Genomic DNA, 18,784 nt, shown 5'->3' on the forward strand with positions numbered 1-18,784 from the left:
CGGTAAAACAGCTTTACTTGGCCGCGGGGGCCCCGCCGGGGCCCCCAGCCGGGGCGGCCACTGCCGCGCCCGGGGCACTCACCTGAATTTTGCCGCCGTCGCGCAGCTTCTGCACGCCCTCGGTCACAATTTTGTCGCCCGCCGCGATGCCCTTGAGGATCACCACTTGGTCGACCAGGCGGGGCCCCAGCTGCACTTTGCGCTGCTTGGCGCTGTCGCCGGCGGCCACGTACACAAAGTTTTCGCCCATCTGCTCCACAATGGCTTTGTAAGGAACCACCAGTCGGTTGCCCGACTGCGTGTTCAGTACTTTGATGACGCCGCTCAGCCCGTCTTTTAGCCGGCGCTGGGGGTTGGCAAACTCCACCCGCACCGTAATGGTGCCGGTTTGGGCGTTCACGCCGCGGTCGATGGCCCGGATTTTACCCGGCTCGCCGTAGGGCTGGCCGTTAGGCAGTACGAAGCGGATGGTGGAGTCGCCCACGCCGCCGGTTCGGTTTTGCAACGCCGTGAAGCGCGGGATGTCCGTTTCGGTCACCACGAAGTCTACTCCAATCGGGGTTTCGCTCGAAATCGTGTTCAGCAGCGTGGTGCCCGCGCTCACCTGCGTGCCCAGCCGCACCTGCGAAATGCCGATGCGCCCCGCAAACGGGGCCCGGATGGTGGCAAAGCTCAGGTTGGTGCGGGCAATGCTGACGGCGGCCTGGGCCCCGGCCACCTGGCTGCCGGCGGTGGCCGCGGTGGTGGTGGCGTTTTCGGCCAGCTGGCGCGCCACGGCGTCTTGCTGCAACAGGCGCTGGTAGCGGGTCTGGTTCACGTTGGCGTTTTGCACCGCGGCCCGGGCGCTGCTCAGGTTGGCCAGCGCCTGCTGGTACGCCGCCTCGTACTGGCGCTTGTCAATGTCGTACAAGGCCTTGCCTTTGGGCACCAAGTCGCCTTCTTTGAAGAGTAGGGCCGTCACGAAGCCCGTGACCTGGGCACGCAGCTCCACGCTGTTCAGGGCCACGGCCGTGGCGGGGTACTCGTCGTAGTAAATGGCGTCGGTGGTGCGGGCGGCCACCACGCTCACCGGGGTGGCGGGCGGAGCGGCGTTCTTTGGGGCGTCGTCTTTTTTGCCGCACGCAGCGCCGGCCACGAGGCCCAGGGTGCAGCACAAGGCCAAATATTTAGTGTTCATCGAGCGAAAGCGGAGGGATTAATAATTGGTGGGCAGGGCCCCCAGCGTGCGCTGCAGCTCCACCTTGTAGCTCAGCACCTGAAACAGGGCGCTGTAGTAATTCAGCTGCGAGGTGCGCAGCGTGGTCTGGGCCACCAGCAGGTCGAGGTACGCCTTGATGCCTTCGCGGTACTGCAAGTCAACTACTTTGTACACTTCCTTCGACAGCTCCAGGTTGCGCTTGCCCACCAGGTAGTCGTTGAAGTAGCCCTTGTAGTTGGCCAGGGCGGCGGCGTACTCTGCCCCGATCTGGTTGCGGGCGTACAGCACGTCCTGGTCGATGCGCTGGTCCTGGATGCGGGCCTTGCGCAGGTTTTGAGTGCGCCGGAAGCCTGTGAAAATGGGCAGCCCCAGTTGCAGGCCCGCGTAGGAGTTTGGGAACCGCTGGCTGTATTGGTCGCTGAAGTTGTTGGCCTGGTACACCGAGTTGTAGTTGCCAAATGCCGAGAGCGACGGCAAAAAACCGAGCCGGTAGTAATCGATGGTGAGGCCCTGCAGCGACTTCTGCGTCAGTACCTGCTGGTACTCGATGCGGCTGGCTGGGTTCAATGGCTCCAGCGTGTCCACCACGGCGTCCTGCTCCAGGCTGAGCGTGTCGTACTGCACCTGCAAGGGCCGCTCGGCCGAAATCCCCATCAGCTGCTGCAAGTTGGCCGTGTTGGCCTTGATGGCCTCCTGCGCCTGCTTGCGGCCGGCCAGCGAGTTGTTCAGCGAAATCTCGGCTTGCAAGTAATCCGTCTTGTCCACAATGCCGGCGTCGTAGCGCGCTTTGGCGTCGCGCAGGTTGCGCTGCAAGCGCGTAATGTCCTCCTGGTACACGTCGAACTGCCGCTGCGAAAGCAACACCGTATAGAACGCCTTGCTCACGTCCGACACTGTGGTGATGGTCGTGTTTAAGGTGTTCTGGCCGGCGGCGAGCCGCGTGTAGCGGGCCCCCCGGGCGGCGAAGTTCACGTCGTTGTTGTAAATGACCTGGGTGCCGGATAGGCCCAGCGTCGTCACGTTTTTCACCCCCAACTGGCGCGGGGTACTGATGCCCGTCACGGCATCCGGAAACACGGTGAAGGGCAGCCCGAAGTAGTGCTGCGTCGTGCCAATAACCCCAATTTGGGGTAGCCAAGCCGCGCGGGCAATCCGAATATCGGCCTCGTTGCTTGCCTCATCAAGGCGGGCCTGTTGCACCAGGGGCTGGTTCACCAGGGCGTAGTGCAGGCACTCGGGCAGGGTGAGGGGCGCCGTAGGCGCGGGTGGCGGCGTAGCAGCCGTTTGGGCCCCGGCCAGCCCCGGCCATAAAAAGCACGCGAACAGGGCCAACCTACGGCCTTGCACGCGCACTGCGTTGGTTACAATGCTCATAAGGGGGTACAACCCGTTCGGGCAACAAAAGGTTATCCAGCTTATTTGCATGACGTTATTCTGCGTCCGAGGTTGCTACGCGTAATCAATCGTTAACACCGGGGTGCATGGCATAACAAACCGCCACACAATCAGTACAATGAAAAAGCTCGGCCCTGAGGCCGAGCTTTTTCATTGTACCATATGAAAGATGGCGTTGAAAAGTGGCCACTCGCTATTTGCGCTCATCCACGGGCTCAGCTTGCTTATGCATATTAGCAGCTACCACACTGTCGGGCAGCACGTTGCCAATTACGGCCTGCACCTTGTTCATAAAGCCCGATACTACTTTGTCTTTGCCGGCCAGCAGGGCTTCGTAGCCGTCTTTGGCCACCTTGGCGGGGTCGGCTTTGCTGCCCTCGGCCACAATCTTGGCCTGTTCCATGTCGGCCTTGTGGAAGAAGTCGGTGTCCGTCACGCCGGGCTCCAGGATGGTGATGGTCACGCCCCTGTCCTTGGTTTCCTCCCGCACGGCTTCGCTGAAGGACGTAATGAACGCTTTGGTGCCGTGGTACACCGCCTGGAGCGGGCCGGGAATTTCGGCGCCCAGGCTCGACACCTGTAGGATTTTGCCGCTGCCGCGGGCCACCATTTCTTTCAAGTACAGCTTCGTGAACGTCACGTAAGCCGCGATGTTGAGCTGCACAATGTCTAGCTCGCGGCCCAGGTCAGTGTCCACAAACTCGCCGTACTGGCCCTGGCCAGCGTCGTTCACCAGCGCGTCAATCTGGAGGCCTTGGGCTTTTATTTCGTCGTACACCTCCTGCGGCGCCTGCCGCTGGAACAGGTCTTTGGCGATGGTGGTCACGCGAATGCCGTACGCCTGCTCAAGTTCGGCGGCCGTGCTGGCCAACTCGTCTTGGCTGCGGGCCACAATGACGAGGTTGTATTTATCCTGGGCAAAAAGCTTGGCCAGCTCACGGCCAATGCCACTGGTAGCGCCCGTGATGAGGGCATATTGGGGTTGGGTTGCCATAGGAGGAAGCGTTAGGGAAAAAGGTAGGTGTTCACTAACGGGCAGCTCCGAATTGTGGTTATAGCCGAGCTTTGTGCACTTTTTCCAGACTGTGGGCCCCTTACGCCCAGCTACGCGCTTTGTGCAACCTCCCACCGCCCAGGCTGTCCTTTTGAATTCTGGTTCACATTTGACTCACCCAAAGCCTTTTCCATTGCGCACTTCTCCGCTTGCCCAACTGCTGCTGGCCGGCAGCTTAGCTCTGGCTACGCCCGCCTGGGCCCAGGCCCCCGAAAAAACCGATGCCGCCGCCCTGGCCAAAATCAAGGACGAGGGGATGAACCACTCCCAGGTGATGGAAACGGCTTTCTACCTCACCGACGTGTGCGGCCCGCGCCTGGCCGGCTCCGAAGGCCTGGCCCGCGCCAACGCCTGGACCCAGAAGAAGCTGGCCGAATACGGCCTGGCCAACGCCGCCGTAGAACCCTGGGGCGACTTCGGCCGCGGCTGGGACATTGATAAGTCCTACGTGGCCATGACCAAGCCCTACTACCACGCCCTGATTGGCGTGCCCAAGGCCTGGACGCCCAGCACCCCCGGCGGGGCCCTGCGCAAGCAAGTGGTGGTGGTGCGCGCCACCACCGAGGCCGACCTGGCCAAGTACCAGGGCCAGCTGCGCGATAAAATCGTGCTGCTCCCGGTGGCCACCCCGCCGCAGCCCAACTTCGAGCCCGACGCCAAGCGCCTCAGCGCCGACGATTTGCAAAAGCTGGCCGACGCCCCCGCCACGGCCCCCATGACGGCCGCCAACCGCCCCGTGGAGCCCGCCACGGCCGAGCGCCTGGCCGCGATGAAAACGGCCCGCGAGCTGCGTGCCAAGCTGGCCGACATGCTGATTGCCGAGGGCGCAGCCGCTGTGCTCAGCCCCGGCCGCGGCACCGACGGCACCGTGTTCACCACCAACGGGGCCCCCTACGCCGCCGACGCGAAGCCCGTGCTGCCCGAGCTGGAAATGTCGAGCGAAGACCAACTCCGCCTCATCCGCCTCGCCGAGGCCGGCATTCCGGTGGAAGTGGAGCTGGAAACCAAAACCCGTTTCCAAACCCAGGATTTGAAGGGCTACAACGTGGTGGCCGAAATCCCCGGTACCGACCGCAAGCTGAAAAGCGAGGTAGTGATGCTCGGCGGCCACCTCGACTCGTGGCACGCCGCCACCGGCGCCACCGACAACGCCGCCGGCTGCGCCGTGATGATGGAGGCCGTCCGCATCCTCAAAGCCTCGGGCCTGAAGCCGCGCCGCACCATCCGCATCGCGCTGTGGGGCGAGGAGGAGGAGGGCCTGCACGGCTCGCGCAACTACGTGAAGAACCACTTCGCCGACCCCGCCACCATGCAGCTCAAGCCCGACCACGAAAAGCTGGCCGGCTACTTCAACCTTGATAACGGGGCCGGTAAAATCCGCGGCATCTACGCCCAGGGCAACGAGGCCGTGAAGCCGATTTTTACCGCCTGGCTCGCGCCCTTCGCCGACATGGGCGCCACCACCGTAACGCTGCGCAACACCGGCAGCACCGACCACGTGGCCTTCGACGCCGTAGGCCTGCCCGGCTTCCAGTTCATCCAGGATGGCCTCGATTACTTCGCCCGCACCCACCACTCCAACCAGGATACCTACGACCGCCTCGTGGCCGACGACCTCAAGCAGGCCTCGGTGGTGGTGGCCTCGTTCGTGTACAACGCCGCCATGCGCGACCAGAAGCTGCCCCGCAAGCCCCTGCCGGCTCCCACGCCGCCCCGGGCCCAGTAGTGCGGAATGGCGTCTTCAGCCGGCGCACATTTTTCTAAGCATAAATTAATCCGAGCTTAAGGCCAGGTTCATGACTGGTTGGGAGGTTTGCAGCACAGTAAGTTTTTACTGCGTTGCAAACCTCCCTTTTTTATGTCTACTGAAACCCAAGCCCCCGCCATAAAATCCCCAAATCTCACTGCTAAAACCGAGGGCCCCGGCAAGCCCAAACCCAAAAAAACCGGCCACGACAAGCCCAAAAAGCCTGACCCCAAGGCCGAAAACCCCAAGCCTAAGCTGCACCCGCTGCACGCCTACGCCGGCACGGTGGGCACCTACGGGGCTAACCCCGACGGCGTGTACGACCGCTTCGAGCTGGCCACCGCCGCAGGGCCCCGCACCGTGAAATTCCCGCCGCACTTCGGCCAGGCGCTGCACGACGCCGCGCAGCCCGGCCAAGCGGTGCAGGTGCTGGCCTTTCCGCACACCACGCCCAAGGGCGATAAGCACCTGCACCTGGCCAGCCTCGAAGCCGGGGGCCACACCCTGCGCCCCCAGCCTGCCGGGGCCCTCACCGAAACCGTTGCCCTGCACGGCCCGGTGGCCGAGCTGCTGCGCGACCCCAAGGGCCACCTGCGCGCCGTGCGCCTCGAAGGCGAAGCCGCCGAGCTGCGCTTTCCGCCGCACCTGGGCCAGCAATTGGCTGATTACCTGGAAGTAGGCGCGGCCGTGCAAGCCAGCGCCGTGCGCCGCGCCGACCGTCCGGGCGAAGTGCGGGCCCCCGGGGCCCCCGCGCCCTTGCAACTCGAGCTGTTGACCGTGGCCGGCGAGTCGTTCTTAGTGCGGTAGCTGCCAGCGGCGCTTTTTGAGTTGTCAGCTGCTCACGAGATTCCTGACAACGAGCAACGAGCAACTGACAACTAGGTTTAGGCCATTCTGCTTCCCTTTCGGCTGCGGAATGGCCTTTTCGGCGTACGGCTAGCCGTGGCCAGAGCGTGGCCGTATTCACTGGCAGCGCGACAATTCCGGCTCAATACCCTTCCCACTCCATTCATTGGCCTATTGGTATGCCTTCCGCTTTCAAACCTGCGGCCCAAGCCGCTGCTGAAAATGCCGCTGCTGAAAATGCCGCGCCCAGCCTCGCCGACGACTCTAAAGGCGGCAGCATTCGGGCGCTGCGGGCGCTCAACTTTTTCATTGCCGATGTGCAGAACGGTATGGGGCCCTACATGGCGCTGTTTCTGCAATCGAGCGTGGGGTGGGGCCCCGCCCAAATCGGCTCAGCGCTGGCAGCGGGCAACATCGCCCAGGTGCTGGCCCAAACGCCCGCCGGGGCCCTCATCGACCGGCTCCGCCAGAAGCGTAGCCTGCTGCTGTTCGGCATTGCGCTGATTGCCACGGCCGTATTGGCCACTGCGTTTTTCACCACCCGGCCCGTGGTAATGGGCGGCCAGGCGCTGATTGGTGTGGCGGGCGCGGTGTTTCCGCCGTGCCTGGCGGCCATTGCGCTGGGCCTCGTCGGTCGCCAGCGCTTCGACCAGACGCAGGGCACCAACCAAGCCTTTAATGCCGCCGGCAACATGTTTGCGGCCCTGGCGCTGGGCGCCGTGGGCTACTACTTCAACCTGCGCTGGATGTTCTACCTCGTGGGGGCCCTGTGCGTGGGCGCCGTGCTGTGCGTAGCGCGCATCAAAAACGACGACATTGACTTCGACCTGGCCCGCGGGGCCGACCAGGACGACGCCGGTGAGGACGTTAAAAAAGACGAGTCCAAAGGTGCCACCGGGGCTCCCAGCGGCGGCGTTTGGGACGGCATCAAGGAGCTGCTAGCTGGCTTCCGCGACTTGCTGACGCAGAAGCCCGTGCTGGTTTTTTTGGTATCGGCGGTCATTTTCCACTTCGCCAACGCTGCCATGGTGCCCCTCGTGACGCAGCTGCTGGCCCGGGGCGTGGGGGCCAAGCAGGCGGTACTCTACACCTCGGGCTACATGGTGGCCTCGCAGCTGGTGTTCATGGTGGTGGCCGCCGCGAGTGGCCGGCTGGCCGGCAAGCTGGGGCGCAAGCCGCTGTTTCTCTTTGCTTTTGGGGCCCTGGCGGCGCGTGGCGTGCTCTATACGGTAAGCCACGCGCCGGCTGCGCTCATCGCCGTGCAGTGCATGGACGGCCTGGGGGCGGGCATTTTTGGGGTAGTGGGCGTGCTCATCATCGCCGACCTCACCAAGGGCACCGGCCGCTTCAACGCCGCGCAGGGCGCCATCGCCACCGCCCAGGGCCTGGGCGCCTTCCTCAGCAACTCGGTGGCCGGCTACCTGGCCAAGAGCCGGGGCAACGACTTTACCTTCTTGACCCTGGCCGCCATTGCGGCCGTGGGCCTAGCCTTCTTCTGGGTGATGATGCCCGAGACCCGTGACCAAACCCCGGGCCCCAGGCAACCCGCTGCGGCTTAAAACTTTGCTAAAAATGCATAAAAAGCGCCCCTGCTGAGTAGCAAAGGCGCTTTTTATGTACGCTGGCGAGCCAGCGGCTATTCAGATTTCATCTTCATCTTGTCTTTTTTGACTTTCACCTTGCCTTTTTTGGCGGTGCTGTCCTGGGCCATTGCTTGGCCCTGGGCCATGCCCCGGCCGCCGCGCTGCATCCGCTCGGCCTGCATGGCAGTGTACTTGGTGTACTGGTCAGGCGTCAGCACGGCCTTGAATTGGGCATCGTACTTGGTGCGGCCGGCCATCATCTGGTCGCGCATTTGCTCGCGGGTGGCGGTGCCGCCCTGCATTTGGCCGCGCATGGCCTGCATTTCCTGGTCGCGGGCGGTCATGATTTGCTGCACCTTCGTGGTTTGGTCGGCGCTCAGGCCCAGCTCTTTGGTCAGGCGCTCGGACTGGCGAGCCGCCATTTGCTCGGGCGAGGGGCGGCCGCCGCCGTCCTGCGGGGTGGTTTGGGCGTTGGCGGCGCCAGCCGTAAGTGCGAAAGCGGCCAGCAGCGGGAACAGGTACTTTTTCATGTTGCGTTGAAATAAAGAAAAGAGGGGATAAGGAAAAAATTAGGGCCCCGGTGGGTTAGACCAGCCGGGGGCCCCAAAGCTTAACGGTGGTCGTAGCGGTGGGCAGCGTCCCAGCGGGTGCGCTCCAGGTCGGTCACGCGGTGGTTCTTGGCGTAGCCGTAGTTGTTGCGGCGCTCGGCTTCCCAGCGGGCCTGCTGCTGGGGCGATACCACCGCCACGGCGGGGCCCCGGTGGTCATCGCGGCGGTCGTCGCGGTGGGTGCCCTCCCAGCGGGCTCTTCCTGGGGCGTCACGCGGTGCTTGCGGTCGTAGCCATAGTTGAAGTCTTTGCTATTGCGGTCGTCGTAGCGGTTGCCGGGGCCCTGGGCCGGGCGGTGGTCGTCGCGGTCGTGGTTGGCGGCGGGAGCGGGGGCGGCGAAAGCGCTGGTGCTGGCGAGCAGGGCGATGGCGCCAAAGGCGGAGAAAAAGGAGATTTTCATCGGAAAGGTGAGGGAGAAAGTTGAAAGAAGGAGGGTTGGTGGGGCTTGCTATCCGCTCGATTGGCGAAGACCGGAGCAAGCCGTTCGTACCCTGCCCTTTGCAAACCTGAATCCATATCGCCCACTTTTTCCGCGGGCTAGACCAACGCCGCCATCCCCTCGACGGGCCCTCGCGAAACCCCGCCCAACCCCGCCAAATCAGTCCGGGGCCCTACCGAAGCTTCAGGAACTTGCGCCGCATCACGTCCTGCACCGGCACGCCCGTAATCTTGCTTTCCAGCCACGAAATCAGGTCGAAGTACAGGAAAGGCCGCCGGTCATAGGGGTTGGCATAGATGGCCACTAGCTTGTCTTTCAGGTTGATAAACTCATCTTTGAGCTGGCTGGGCGCAAAATTGCCCACCCGCCGCAGGAAACGAAATATCTCGACCTGCATCGGCTGCTGGTCGTCCATCTTGCCCAGGAAGTGGTACACCGACCGCACCTGGTACTCCAGGCTGGCGTCGTCGCCGGCCTCATAGTGCGCCACCAGGTTGAGAATGCGCGCAAAGCACTGCAAGTCCTCGCGCAGGCTCAGGTCCTTCTGGTCGATGATGAGGTTCAGGTACTCGATGGCCTTGCGGAACTGCCCGCTGCCGAAGTACAGGCTGGCGATTTTGTAGTAAAACACCAGCGTGCGGTGCAAATCGAGCTGCGAGCGGTACAACACCAGGTTTTCCAGCAGCTCCGGCACAATGGCCAGGCCCTCGGTGAAGCGTGCCTCCAAGAAGTAGGCGTTGATGCGGTTGGTGTAGATGTACTGGAACAGCAGGGCCTCGGTATTGGGGCTGGCGCGGCGCGTCTGGTTGGCTGCGAAGTCCTCCAGCTGCTGCAATATTTCCATGAACTTGCTGTAGTACATCAAGTTGAAAAGCGTTGCCAGTAGGTTGTGCAGGCCCTTGATGTAGAGCATGGCCTGCGTATCCTTCAGGTGCGGGCTCCCCTCAAACAGGTCCACCCACTTCTGGGCGTAGCGGTAGCAGGCCCTAAAGTCCTGGTTTAGCGTGTGGTACCACACGTGGGCCTGGTAGAAGTACAGCTTCTCGAAGAACGTGCTGTCGGGGCCCACCGTCGCGGGCATGTTGGCCTGAAAAAACGCGGTAATTCGCTCGTGGTCGGCCTGGTTGCGGGCGTGCCCGGCCTTGAGGTAAAAGCCGTACAGCCGCAGCGAGGTGTTGGACAGCTCGTGCATCCGGGCCAGGTGCGTCACGGTGTCCAGGGCTTCGGTGGCCAGCGTTTCGGCCCGGTCTTTAAGGCTGCGCGTGATGTACTGCGACTCGATAAGCTTCTCAAAATCAATGGCCAGCAGGGCCACGTGGGGTAGCTCGGCCTGCTGGGCAGCCAGCTTGGTTTTCTCCAGCATCCGCAGGCTTTGCTGGTAAAAGCCCTTGTTGTAGAGCACCCGGGCGTAGTCGAGCTGCTCGTGCAGCTGAATGTCGGGGTTCTGGCCGGCGTGGTACACGCGCAGGCTGCTGAGCAGCTGCTTGTACAGGTTAGCCTTGAGGTTGGCCAACTGGGCCCGCTTTAGGGCTGGCACCTGCGCCACAATGCGGTCTTCGTCGTAGCCATCCAATGCATCGAGGGCGTCGAAGAGCTGGAGGAATTTCAGGCCCTCACCGGCCCCCGGCCGGTCGGTAAATAGCCGAAAATGCCGCTTTTCGGAGCGCGTGAGCGACTTGATGAGCTGAAAAACCGGGTCGGTGGGCTTATTGGGCATTGTAAGAACAGTTGAATCAACCGGTTTACTGACAAGTAGTTAAGATAAAAAAACGAACTATTGGAAATAGTACAATGCCCAGAAAACAATTTTCGGCGGCTTGCCTAACAACGCTACTTGCAGTGCAATATCCACTTTGTATAGTGCTCCTGCAGGAGCAGCCTCCACATGTCGGTCCAAAAAATTCAAATTTTCGATACCACGCTCCGCGACGGCGAACAGGTGCCGGGCTGCAAGCTAAACCAAGCCGAGAAGCTCGTCATTGCCCACCAGCTTGAGACCCTGGGTGTCGACGTGATTGAGGCCGGCTTTCCCGTATCGAGCCCTGGCGACTTTGCCGCCGTGGCCGCCATTGCGGCCCAAACCAAGGAAGCCACCGTGTGCGGCCTCACCCGCGCCGTCGAAAACGACATCCGCGTGGCCGCCGAGGCCCTGCGCGGGGCCCGCCGCCCGCGCATCCACACCGGCATCGGCACCTCCGACCTGCACATTTTCCAGAAGCTGCGCACCACCCGCGAAGACGTGCTGGCCCGCGCCGTGGCGGCCGTCAAGCTCTCCAAGAGCTTCGTGGAGGACGTCGAGTTTTACGCCGAAGACGCCGGCCGTACCGACAACGAATTCCTGGCCCGCGTGTGCGAGGCCGTCATTGCCGCCGGCGCTACCGTGCTCAACATTCCCGACACCACCGGCTACTGCCTGCCCCACGAGTACGGCGCCAAGATTAAGTACCTGTACGAGAACGTAAAAGGTATCGACCGCGCCGTGCTTTCCACCCACTGCCACAACGACTTGGGCCTGGCCACGGCTAACTCCATCGCCGGCGTGATGAACGGGGCCCGGCAGATTGAGTGCACCATCAATGGGGTAGGGGAGCGGGCCGGCAACACGGCCCTGGAAGAAGTGGTAATGATTCTGCGCCAGCACCCCGACCTGAACTTGAGCACCAACGTGCACACCCGCCGCCTGGCCGAAACCTCGGCCCTGGTTTCGCACCTGATGAGCATGCCGGTGCAGGCCAACAAGGCCATTGTGGGGGCCAACGCCTTCTCGCACAGCAGCGGTATTCATCAGGACGGCGTAATTAAGTGCCGCGAAACCTACGAAATTATCGACCCCAAAGAAGTGGGCGTCGTCGATTCGAGCATCGTGCTTACGGCTCGCTCCGGCCGTGCCGCTCTGGCCTACCGCCTCCAAAAACTTGGCTACGATTTCGAGCGCCCGGCCCTCAACACCGCCTACGCCAGCTTCCTCACCCTCGCCGACCGCAAGCGTGAGGTGGGCGACGACGACCTGCACGCCCTCGTGGAGCAGGAAAAACTCGTGGCTGCTAATTAAGCTAACATCATAATGCCTAATACCTTATTCGATAAAATCTGGGATGCCCACATTGTCCGCTCCATTGAGGGGTTGGATGTCGTCTACATTGACCGCCACCTGATTCACGAAGTCACCAGCCCCCAGGCTTTCGATGAAATCGCGGCCCGCAACCTGCCGCTGTTCCGCCCGAGTCAGATTCTGGCCACGGCCGACCACAACGTACCCACCCTGCACCAGGACCGGCCCATTCAGGAGCCACTCTCGCGCTTGCAGGTGGAGAAGCTGACGGAAAACTGCCAGAAGTACGGCATTGAATTGTACGGCCTGGGCCACCCGCGCCAGGGCATCGTGCACATCATCGGGCCCGAGTTGGGCCTCACGCAGCCGGGCATAACCATCGTGTGCGGCGACAGCCACACCTCGACCCACGGCGCGTTTGGCGCGGTGGCGTTTGGCATCGGCACCAGCCAAGTGGCCCAGGTGATGGCTTCGCAGTGCCTGCTGCTGAACAGGCCCCAGCGGATGCGCATCTCGGTGGAAGGCGATTTGCGCCCCGGCGTCACGGCCAAGGACTTGATTCTCTACGTCATTTCGCAGCTCGGCACGGGCGGGGCCACCGGCTACTTCGTGGAATACGCCGGCAGCGCCGTGCGGGCCCTGAGCATGGAGGGCCGCATGACCGTCTGCAACATGAGCATCGAGATGGGGGCCCGCGGCGGCCTCATCGCCCCCGATGCCACCACCTTGGCCTACGTCGAGGGCCGGCCTTTTGCCCCGAAAGGCGAAGCCTGGAACGACGCCGTAGCCTACTGGCAGACACTGCATTCGGACGACGACGCGACATTCGAAGCTGAGTACACCTACCAGGCGGCCGACATCATGCCGATGATTACCTACGGCACCAACCCCGGCATGGGCATCCCGCTCACCGGCCACGTGCCGAGCGAAGTGCCTGCCAGCGAAGCCGAAAGCTTCGATAAGTCGCTCAAGTACATGGGCTTCGAACGGGGCGAATCGCTGCTCGGCAAACAGATTGACTACGTGTTCATCGGCAGCTGCACCAACGCGCGCATCGAAGACCTGCGCACCGTGGCGGCCTACGTGCAGGGCAAGCAGAAGGCTGACCACGTGGAGGCCATCATCGTGCCCGGCTCCAAGCAAGTGGAGCAGCAGGCCATTGCCGAAGGCATCGACAAGATTTTTGCCGCCGCCGGCTTTGAATTGCGTGAGCCCGGTTGCAGCGCCTGCCTAGCGATGAACGAGGACAAGATTCCGGCCGGCGCCTACTGCGTGGCTACTTCCAATCGCAACTTCGAAGGCCGCCAGGGCCCCGGCTCGCGCACGCTGCTGGCGAGCCCGCTGGTGGCGGCCATCACCGCCGTGCAGGGCCGCATCGTGGACATTACGAAGTATTTGAACTGATGGAGAAATTCCAGACCCTGCGCACCACCGGCGTTCCGCTGCCGCTGGAAAACGTTGACACCGACCAGATTATTCCGGCCCGGTTCCTGAAAGCGACCACCCGCGAAGGGTTCGGCGAAAACCTGTTCCGCGACTGGCGCACCAACGCCGACGGCTCGCCCAAGGCGGACTTCGTGCTGAATAACCCGCGCTACGCCGGCGAAATTCTGGTGGCGGGCAAGAATTTCGGCTGCGGCTCGAGCCGCGAGCACGCCGCCTGGGCGCTGTATGATGCCGGTTTTAGGGCCGTTATTTCGAGCTGCTTCGCCGATATTTTCCGGGGCAATGCGCTGAATACTGGCCTCCTACCCCTGCAAGTGAGCGACGAGGTGCTGGCCCGCCTGCTGGCCGCCATTGAAACCGACCCGCAGCTAGAGCTCATAGTCGATTTGCCCTCCCAAACGTTGGCGGTGCCGGCATGGGGCGAGACGTTCAGCTTCGCCATCGACGCCTACAAAAAAGAGTGCCTGATTAACGGCTACGACGACATCGACTTTTTAGTGAATCAAAAACCGGCCATTGAGGCCTTTGAAAAACAACGCGCCTGGACATGGTAACCAAGAAAATAGCTTTACTGCCGGGCGACGGCATCGGGCCGGAAGTGTGCCGGCAGGCCGTGAAGGTGCTCGACGCCGTAGCCGAGCGCTTCGGCCACCGCTTCGAGTTCACCTCGCACCTGGTGGGCGCCTGCGCCATCGACGCCACCGGCGACCCCCTACCCCCCGAAACGCTGGCCGCCTGCCGCGCTGCCGATGCGGTGCTGTTCGGCGCCATCGGCGACCCGAAATACGACAACGACCCTACCGCTAAAGTGCGCCCAGAGCAGGGGCTGCTGCGGATGCGCAAGGAATTGGGCTTATTTGCCAATATCCGCCCCGTCACGGCCTACCAGGCGCTGCTGAAGCACTCGCCGCTGAAAGCCGACCGCATTGAAGGCACCGATTTGGTGATTTTTCGGGAGTTGACGGGCGGCATCTACTTCGGCGAGAAGGGCCGCACGGCCGACGGCACGGCCTACGATAACTGCACGTACTCGCGCCCCGAGATTGAGCGCATCGCGCACCTAGCGTTTCAGTCGGCCACCGGCCGCCGCCAGCATCTCACGCTAGTCGATAAGGCCAACGTGCTGGAAACCTCGCGCTTGTGGCGCGAAGTAGTGCGCGGCATCGCGCCGCAATACCCGGATGTGACGGTCGATTATCTGTTTGTGGACAACGCCGCCATGCAGATTATCACGAACCCTAAGCAGTTCGATGTACTGCTAACGGAGAACATGTTCGGCGATATTATCTCGGACGAGGCCTCGGTTATTGCCGGCTCAATGGGCCTGCTACCCTCCGCCTCGGTGGGTGCCGAAGTAGCGGTATTTGAGCCCATTCATGGCTCCTACCCCCAGGCCAAGGGCAAAGGCATTGCCAACCCGCTGGCGGCTATCCTGTCGGCGGCCATGCTGCTCGACCACTTGGGCCTCACAGCCGAAGCCGAACTCGTGCGCGAAGCGGTAGATGAAGCGTTGACCAATAACATTTTGACACCAGAGTTAAACCCCACCGCGCCCTATACCACCGAGCAGGTGGGCAGCTACGTGGCGTTTTGGATTGCCGACTCGAACGAGCAGCAGTGGAACGCGCACAACATTGCGGTGGGCGTAAGCACGATTATTTGAATGTAGCGCGGACTCGCAGAGTCCACGCTACCACCCCTTCGCATGCGCTGCTTCCTGCTACCCGTCGTCGTTATTATTCCTGCCCTCGCGGGCTGGTAGGTACTTCTTACCCCAAAGAAAACCTTCCTGGCTCGCTGCTCAGGAAGGTTTTTTTACAGCCGATTCGTTTTTTCTTGCCGAATTAACCACATGATTACCAATAAATTCAGCCGCATCTACACCCAGGACGACAGCCTGCCGGCCTCGCAGGCCATGCTCATCGGGGCAGGCTTGTCGGATGCGGATTTGCGCAAGCCGTTCGTGGGCATCTGCTCCACGGGCTTCGAGGGCAACACCTGTAATATGCACCTCAACGGCTTAGCCGATGAGGTGAAGCGCGGCGTGGTGGCTCAGGGCCTGGTGGGGCTGCGCTTCAACACCATAGGGGTAAGTGACGGCATTACCAATGGCAACGCGGGCATGCGTTACTCATTAGTATCCAGGGAGATAATTGCCGATTCGATTGAGGCAATGGCGGGCGCGCACTACTACGACGCGCTGGCTACCGTGGTGGGCTGCGACAAGAACATGCCGGGGGCCCTAATCGCCATGGCGCGGCTCAACCGGCCCTCGCTGATGGTATATGGTGGTACCATTAAGGGCGGCGAGTTTAAGGGGCAGCAGCTCAACATTGTGTCGTGTTTTGAGGCTTACGGTAAGAAAGTTAACGGCAACATTTCGGAGGAAGACTACCAAGGCATTATCCATAATGCCTGCCCCGGGCCCGGCGCGTGCGGCGGCATGTACACGGCCAATACCATGGCGGCGGCCATCGAAACGCTGGGCATGAGCGTGCCCGCGTCGTCGTCGCTACCCGCCGAGAGCGCCGCCAAGGTGCAGGAGTGCCTCGATGCCGGCGCCTACCTGCGCCGCCTGCTGGAGCTGGACCTCAAGCCGCGCGATATTCTTACCCGTGCGGCGTTTGAGAATGCGATGGTGATGATAACCGTGCTCGGCGGCTCGACCAATGCCGTGCTGCACCTCATCGCCATTGCCCACGCAGCCGGCGTGAAGCTGACGATGGAGGACTTCCAGGCCGTGAGCAACCGCGTGCCGGTGCTGGCCGACCTCAAGCCCAGCGGTAAGTATTTGATGGAGGATTTGTCGAAAATCGGTGGCGTGCCCGCCGTTCAACGCACCCTGCTCGACTACGGGATGCTCAACGGCGACCTGATGACCGTAACCTGCCGCACGCTGGCCGAGAACCTGGCCGACGTGCAACCCCTGGGCCCTGAGCAGGATTTGCTGCGCCCGCTCAGCAACCCGATTAAGGCCGACGGGCACATCCAGATGCTGTACGGCAACTTGGCCACAAAAGGGGGGGTAGCGAAAATTACCGGCAAGGAAGGCCTGCGGTTTGAGGGCCCGGCCATCGTATTCAACTCGGAAGAGGAGTTGAACCAGGGCATTATCGACCACAAAATCAAGGCCGGGCAGGTGGTTGTGATTCGGTACGTGGGGCCCAAGGGCGGGCCGGGCATGCCCGAAATGCTCAAGCCGACCTCGGCCATTATGGGCGCGGGGCTGGGCGACAAGGTGGCGCTGATAACCGACGGCCGCTTTTCGGGTGGCACGCACGGCTTCGTTATCGGCCACATTTGCCCCGAGGCTTACGACGGCGGTGGCCTAGCCTTGGTGCAGGACGGCGACTGGATTATCCTTGATGCCAGTGCCAACACCATCGACGTGCAACTAGCTGACTATGAGCTCGCGGCCCGCCGCGCCGCCTGGCAGCGCCCGCCGCTGCCCGTGCGCCAGGGCGTGCTGCTCAAGTACATCCGCACCGTGAGCGACGCCAGCCTCGGCTGCATCACTGATTTACTCGAAGAAGATTATGTTCCAGAACCAGCCCTCAGCCCAGCCCACCGCTAGCTCGGCCGCCCCGGCCCTTGCTCCTACGACGGGCGCGGTAGCCACGCTGCAAGCGCTGGTAGCCGAGGGCGTGGACACAATTTTTGGCTACCCCGGCGGGGCCATTATCCCAATTTACGACGCGCTCTACGACTTTAAGGAGCAACTAAACCACGTACTGGTGCGCCACGAGCAGGGCGGCATCCACGCGGCGCAGGGCTACGCGCGCAGCTCGGGCCGGGTGGGCGTGGCGCTGGCCACGAGCGGGCCGGGCGCTACCAACCTCGTAACCGGCCTGGCCGACGCCCTGATTGACAGTACGCCAGTGGTGTGCATTACGGGGCAGGTATTTGCACATTTGCTGGGCACCGATGCGTTTCAGGAAACGGATATCATCAACATCACGACGCCGGTTACGAAGTGGAACTACCAGGTAACCAGGGCTGAAGAAATTCCGGAGGCGCTGGCCAAGGCCTTTTACATTGCGCGCAGCGGCCGGCCAGGCCCCGTATTGGTGGACATTACCAAGAACGCGCAAATGCAGACTTTTGACGCGCCCGAGTACCAGCCGTGCCAGCACATCCGCAGCTACCGGCCTGCGCCAGTAGTGCGCCGGAAGTACGTGGAGCAGGCGGCCGCACTGATCAACAGCGCCAAGCGGCCCTTCATCCTTTGGGGCCAGGGCGTAGTACTGGGTGGGGCCGAGGCCGAGTTCAAGGCCTTTGTGGAGAAAAGCGGCATTCCGGCGGCCTGGACCATCCTGGGCGTGGGGGCCCTGGCCACCGGCCACCCGCTGAACGTGGGGATGCTGGGCATGCACGGCAACTACGGCCCCAACGTGCTCACCAACGAGTGCGACGTGCTGATTGCCATCGGGATGCGCTTCGACGACCGGGTGACGGGCCGGCTCGACAAGTACGCCAAGCAGGCGCAGGTGATTCACCTCGACATTGACCCCACCGAGATTGACAAGAACGTGAAAACTACCATGCCGGTGTGGGGCGACTGCAAGGAAACCCTGCCGCTGCTCACGGCGCTGGTTGAGCGCCGGGCCCACCCCGAGTGGCTGGCCCGCTTCAACGACCACATGGCGCAGGAAGTGGAGGCCGTGATTCGGGAAGAATTATTCCCGACTTCGGAGGAGCTGACGATGGGCGAGGTGATGCAGCAGCTCAACGAAATCACTCGGGGCGAGGCCATTATCGTGTCCGACGTGGGGCAACACCAGATGGTGGCCTGCCGCTACGCGCAGTTCAACCACGCGCGCAGCAACGTGACGAGCGGCGGCCTGGGTACGATGGGCTTCGCGCTGCCGGCGGCCATCGGCGCCAAGTTTGGCGCGCCCGACCGGCCGGTGGTGGCCGTGATTGGCGACGGCGGTTTCCAGATGACTATTCAGGAGCTGGGCACCATCATGCAGACGGGCGTGGACGTGAAAATCATCATCCTCAACAACCAGTTTCTGGGCATGGTGCGGCAGTGGCAGGAGCTGTTCCACCAGCGCCGCTACTCGTTTGTGGACATCCAGAGCCCTGATTTTGTGGCCGTAGCGGCTGGCTACCGCATTGCCGGCCAGCGCGTGGCCGCCCGCGCCGACCTGCGCCCGGCGCTGGAAAAGATGCTGGCGCATTCGGGCTCTTTCTTGCTCGAGGTGATGGTGACCAAGGAAAACAACATCTTCCCGATGGTGCCGCAAGGGTGCAGCGTGGCAGAAATCCGGCTGCGGTAAGGGAATTAAATATAAAAAGAACGTCATGCTCATCTGGCGTCCACGCAGTGAAGCATCTCTACCGCGGCAGTAACATAATTAGCTGAGCAGTAGAGATGCTTCGGCTACGCTCAGCATGATGGCCCCTACTGATT

General features: G+C 62.5%; 15 protein-coding genes. 9 read left to right on the forward strand and 6 right to left on the reverse strand.

The window, feature by feature from the left end; all coding sequences use genetic code 11:
• Positions 1–13 precede the first annotated feature (13 nt).
• The 3 genes from AXW84_RS04925 to AXW84_RS04935 form a co-directional block, all read right to left on the reverse strand.
• Complete coding sequence (locus AXW84_RS04925; RefSeq protein WP_068229487.1) at positions 14–1,177, reverse strand: efflux RND transporter periplasmic adaptor subunit; 1,164 nt, start codon at positions 1,175–1,177, stop codon at positions 14–16.
• A gap of 18 nt (positions 1,178–1,195) precedes the next feature.
• Positions 1,196–2,572 carry a TolC family protein gene (locus tag AXW84_RS04930; protein ID WP_068229491.1) on the reverse strand — a complete coding sequence of 459 codons (1,377 nt, stop codon included), beginning with the start codon at positions 2,570–2,572 and terminating at the stop codon, positions 1,196–1,198.
• A gap of 214 nt (positions 2,573–2,786) precedes the next feature.
• Positions 2,787–3,587, reverse strand: coding sequence for an SDR family NAD(P)-dependent oxidoreductase (locus tag AXW84_RS04935; RefSeq protein ID WP_068229494.1), 801 nt, complete (start codon positions 3,585–3,587; stop codon positions 2,787–2,789).
• A gap of 193 nt (positions 3,588–3,780) precedes the next feature.
• Between AXW84_RS04935 and AXW84_RS04940 the strand changes: the two genes are divergently transcribed.
• The 3 genes from AXW84_RS04940 (at position 3,781) to AXW84_RS04950 (ending at position 7,799) form a co-directional block, all read left to right on the forward strand.
• The gene (locus tag AXW84_RS04940) at positions 3,781–5,373 is read left to right on the forward strand and encodes a M28 family metallopeptidase (RefSeq protein ID WP_068229501.1); all 1,593 of its coding nucleotides are present in this window, start codon (positions 3,781–3,783) and stop codon (positions 5,371–5,373) included.
• Between the two features lie 132 nt (positions 5,374–5,505).
• The gene (locus tag AXW84_RS04945) at positions 5,506–6,201 is read left to right on the forward strand and encodes a hypothetical protein (protein WP_068229505.1); all 696 of its coding nucleotides are present in this window, start codon (positions 5,506–5,508) and stop codon (positions 6,199–6,201) included.
• A 218-nt stretch (positions 6,202–6,419) separates the two neighbouring features.
• The gene (locus AXW84_RS04950) at positions 6,420–7,799 is read left to right on the forward strand and encodes an MFS transporter (protein ID WP_068229507.1); all 1,380 of its coding nucleotides are present in this window, start codon (positions 6,420–6,422) and stop codon (positions 7,797–7,799) included.
• A 77-nt stretch (positions 7,800–7,876) separates the two neighbouring features.
• On the opposite strand, the gene AXW84_RS04955 is transcribed toward AXW84_RS04950, so the two are convergent.
• The 3 genes from AXW84_RS04955 to AXW84_RS04965 form a co-directional block, all read right to left on the reverse strand.
• Positions 7,877–8,353 carry a hypothetical protein gene (locus AXW84_RS04955; RefSeq protein WP_068229510.1) on the reverse strand — a complete coding sequence of 159 codons (477 nt, stop codon included), beginning with the start codon at positions 8,351–8,353 and terminating at the stop codon, positions 7,877–7,879.
• Between the two features lie 133 nt (positions 8,354–8,486).
• Positions 8,487–8,831: a hypothetical protein gene (locus AXW84_RS04960; RefSeq protein WP_068229512.1), complete on the reverse strand. Its 345-nt coding sequence runs from the start codon at positions 8,829–8,831 to the stop codon at positions 8,487–8,489.
• Positions 8,832–9,042: 211 nt separating this feature from the next.
• Positions 9,043–10,587, reverse strand: a complete 1,545-nt coding sequence (locus AXW84_RS04965; RefSeq protein WP_068229515.1) for a hypothetical protein — start codon at positions 10,585–10,587, stop codon at positions 9,043–9,045.
• Between the two features lie 168 nt (positions 10,588–10,755).
• On the opposite strand from AXW84_RS04965, the gene AXW84_RS04970 reads away from it, so the two are divergent.
• From AXW84_RS04970 to ilvB, 6 genes are all read left to right on the forward strand, one after another.
• A complete protein-coding gene (locus AXW84_RS04970) occupies positions 10,756–11,922 on the forward strand; it encodes a 2-isopropylmalate synthase (protein ID WP_068229522.1) in 1,167 nt (388 codons plus the stop codon).
• 12 nt (positions 11,923–11,934) lie between these two features.
• On the forward strand, positions 11,935–13,326 hold the full coding sequence (leuC, locus tag AXW84_RS04975) for a 3-isopropylmalate dehydratase large subunit (protein ID WP_068229524.1): 1,392 nt from the start codon (positions 11,935–11,937) through the stop codon (positions 13,324–13,326).
• Positions 13,326–13,922 carry a 3-isopropylmalate dehydratase small subunit gene (gene leuD / locus AXW84_RS04980; RefSeq protein ID WP_068229526.1) on the forward strand — a complete coding sequence of 199 codons (597 nt, stop codon included), beginning with the start codon at positions 13,326–13,328 and terminating at the stop codon, positions 13,920–13,922. The genes leuC and leuD overlap by 1 nt, the downstream gene beginning before the upstream one ends.
• Entirely contained in the window at positions 13,916–15,031 is a 1,116-nt protein-coding gene (gene leuB / locus AXW84_RS04985) for a 3-isopropylmalate dehydrogenase (protein ID WP_068229528.1), read from the forward strand. The genes leuD and leuB overlap by 7 nt, the downstream gene beginning before the upstream one ends.
• A gap of 189 nt (positions 15,032–15,220) precedes the next feature.
• A complete protein-coding gene (gene ilvD / locus AXW84_RS04990) occupies positions 15,221–16,942 on the forward strand; it encodes a dihydroxy-acid dehydratase (RefSeq protein WP_068229530.1) in 1,722 nt (573 codons plus the stop codon).
• On the forward strand, positions 16,905–18,650 hold the full coding sequence (gene ilvB / locus AXW84_RS04995; RefSeq protein WP_068229533.1) for a biosynthetic-type acetolactate synthase large subunit: 1,746 nt from the start codon (positions 16,905–16,907) through the stop codon (positions 18,648–18,650). Before ilvD ends, ilvB begins: the two co-directional genes overlap by 38 nt.
• The last annotated feature ends 134 nt before the right edge of the window (positions 18,651–18,784 follow it).

The sequence above is a fragment of the Hymenobacter sp. PAMC 26628 genome (genome assembly GCF_001562275.1).
Taxonomy (GTDB): domain Bacteria; phylum Bacteroidota; class Bacteroidia; order Cytophagales; family Hymenobacteraceae; genus Hymenobacter.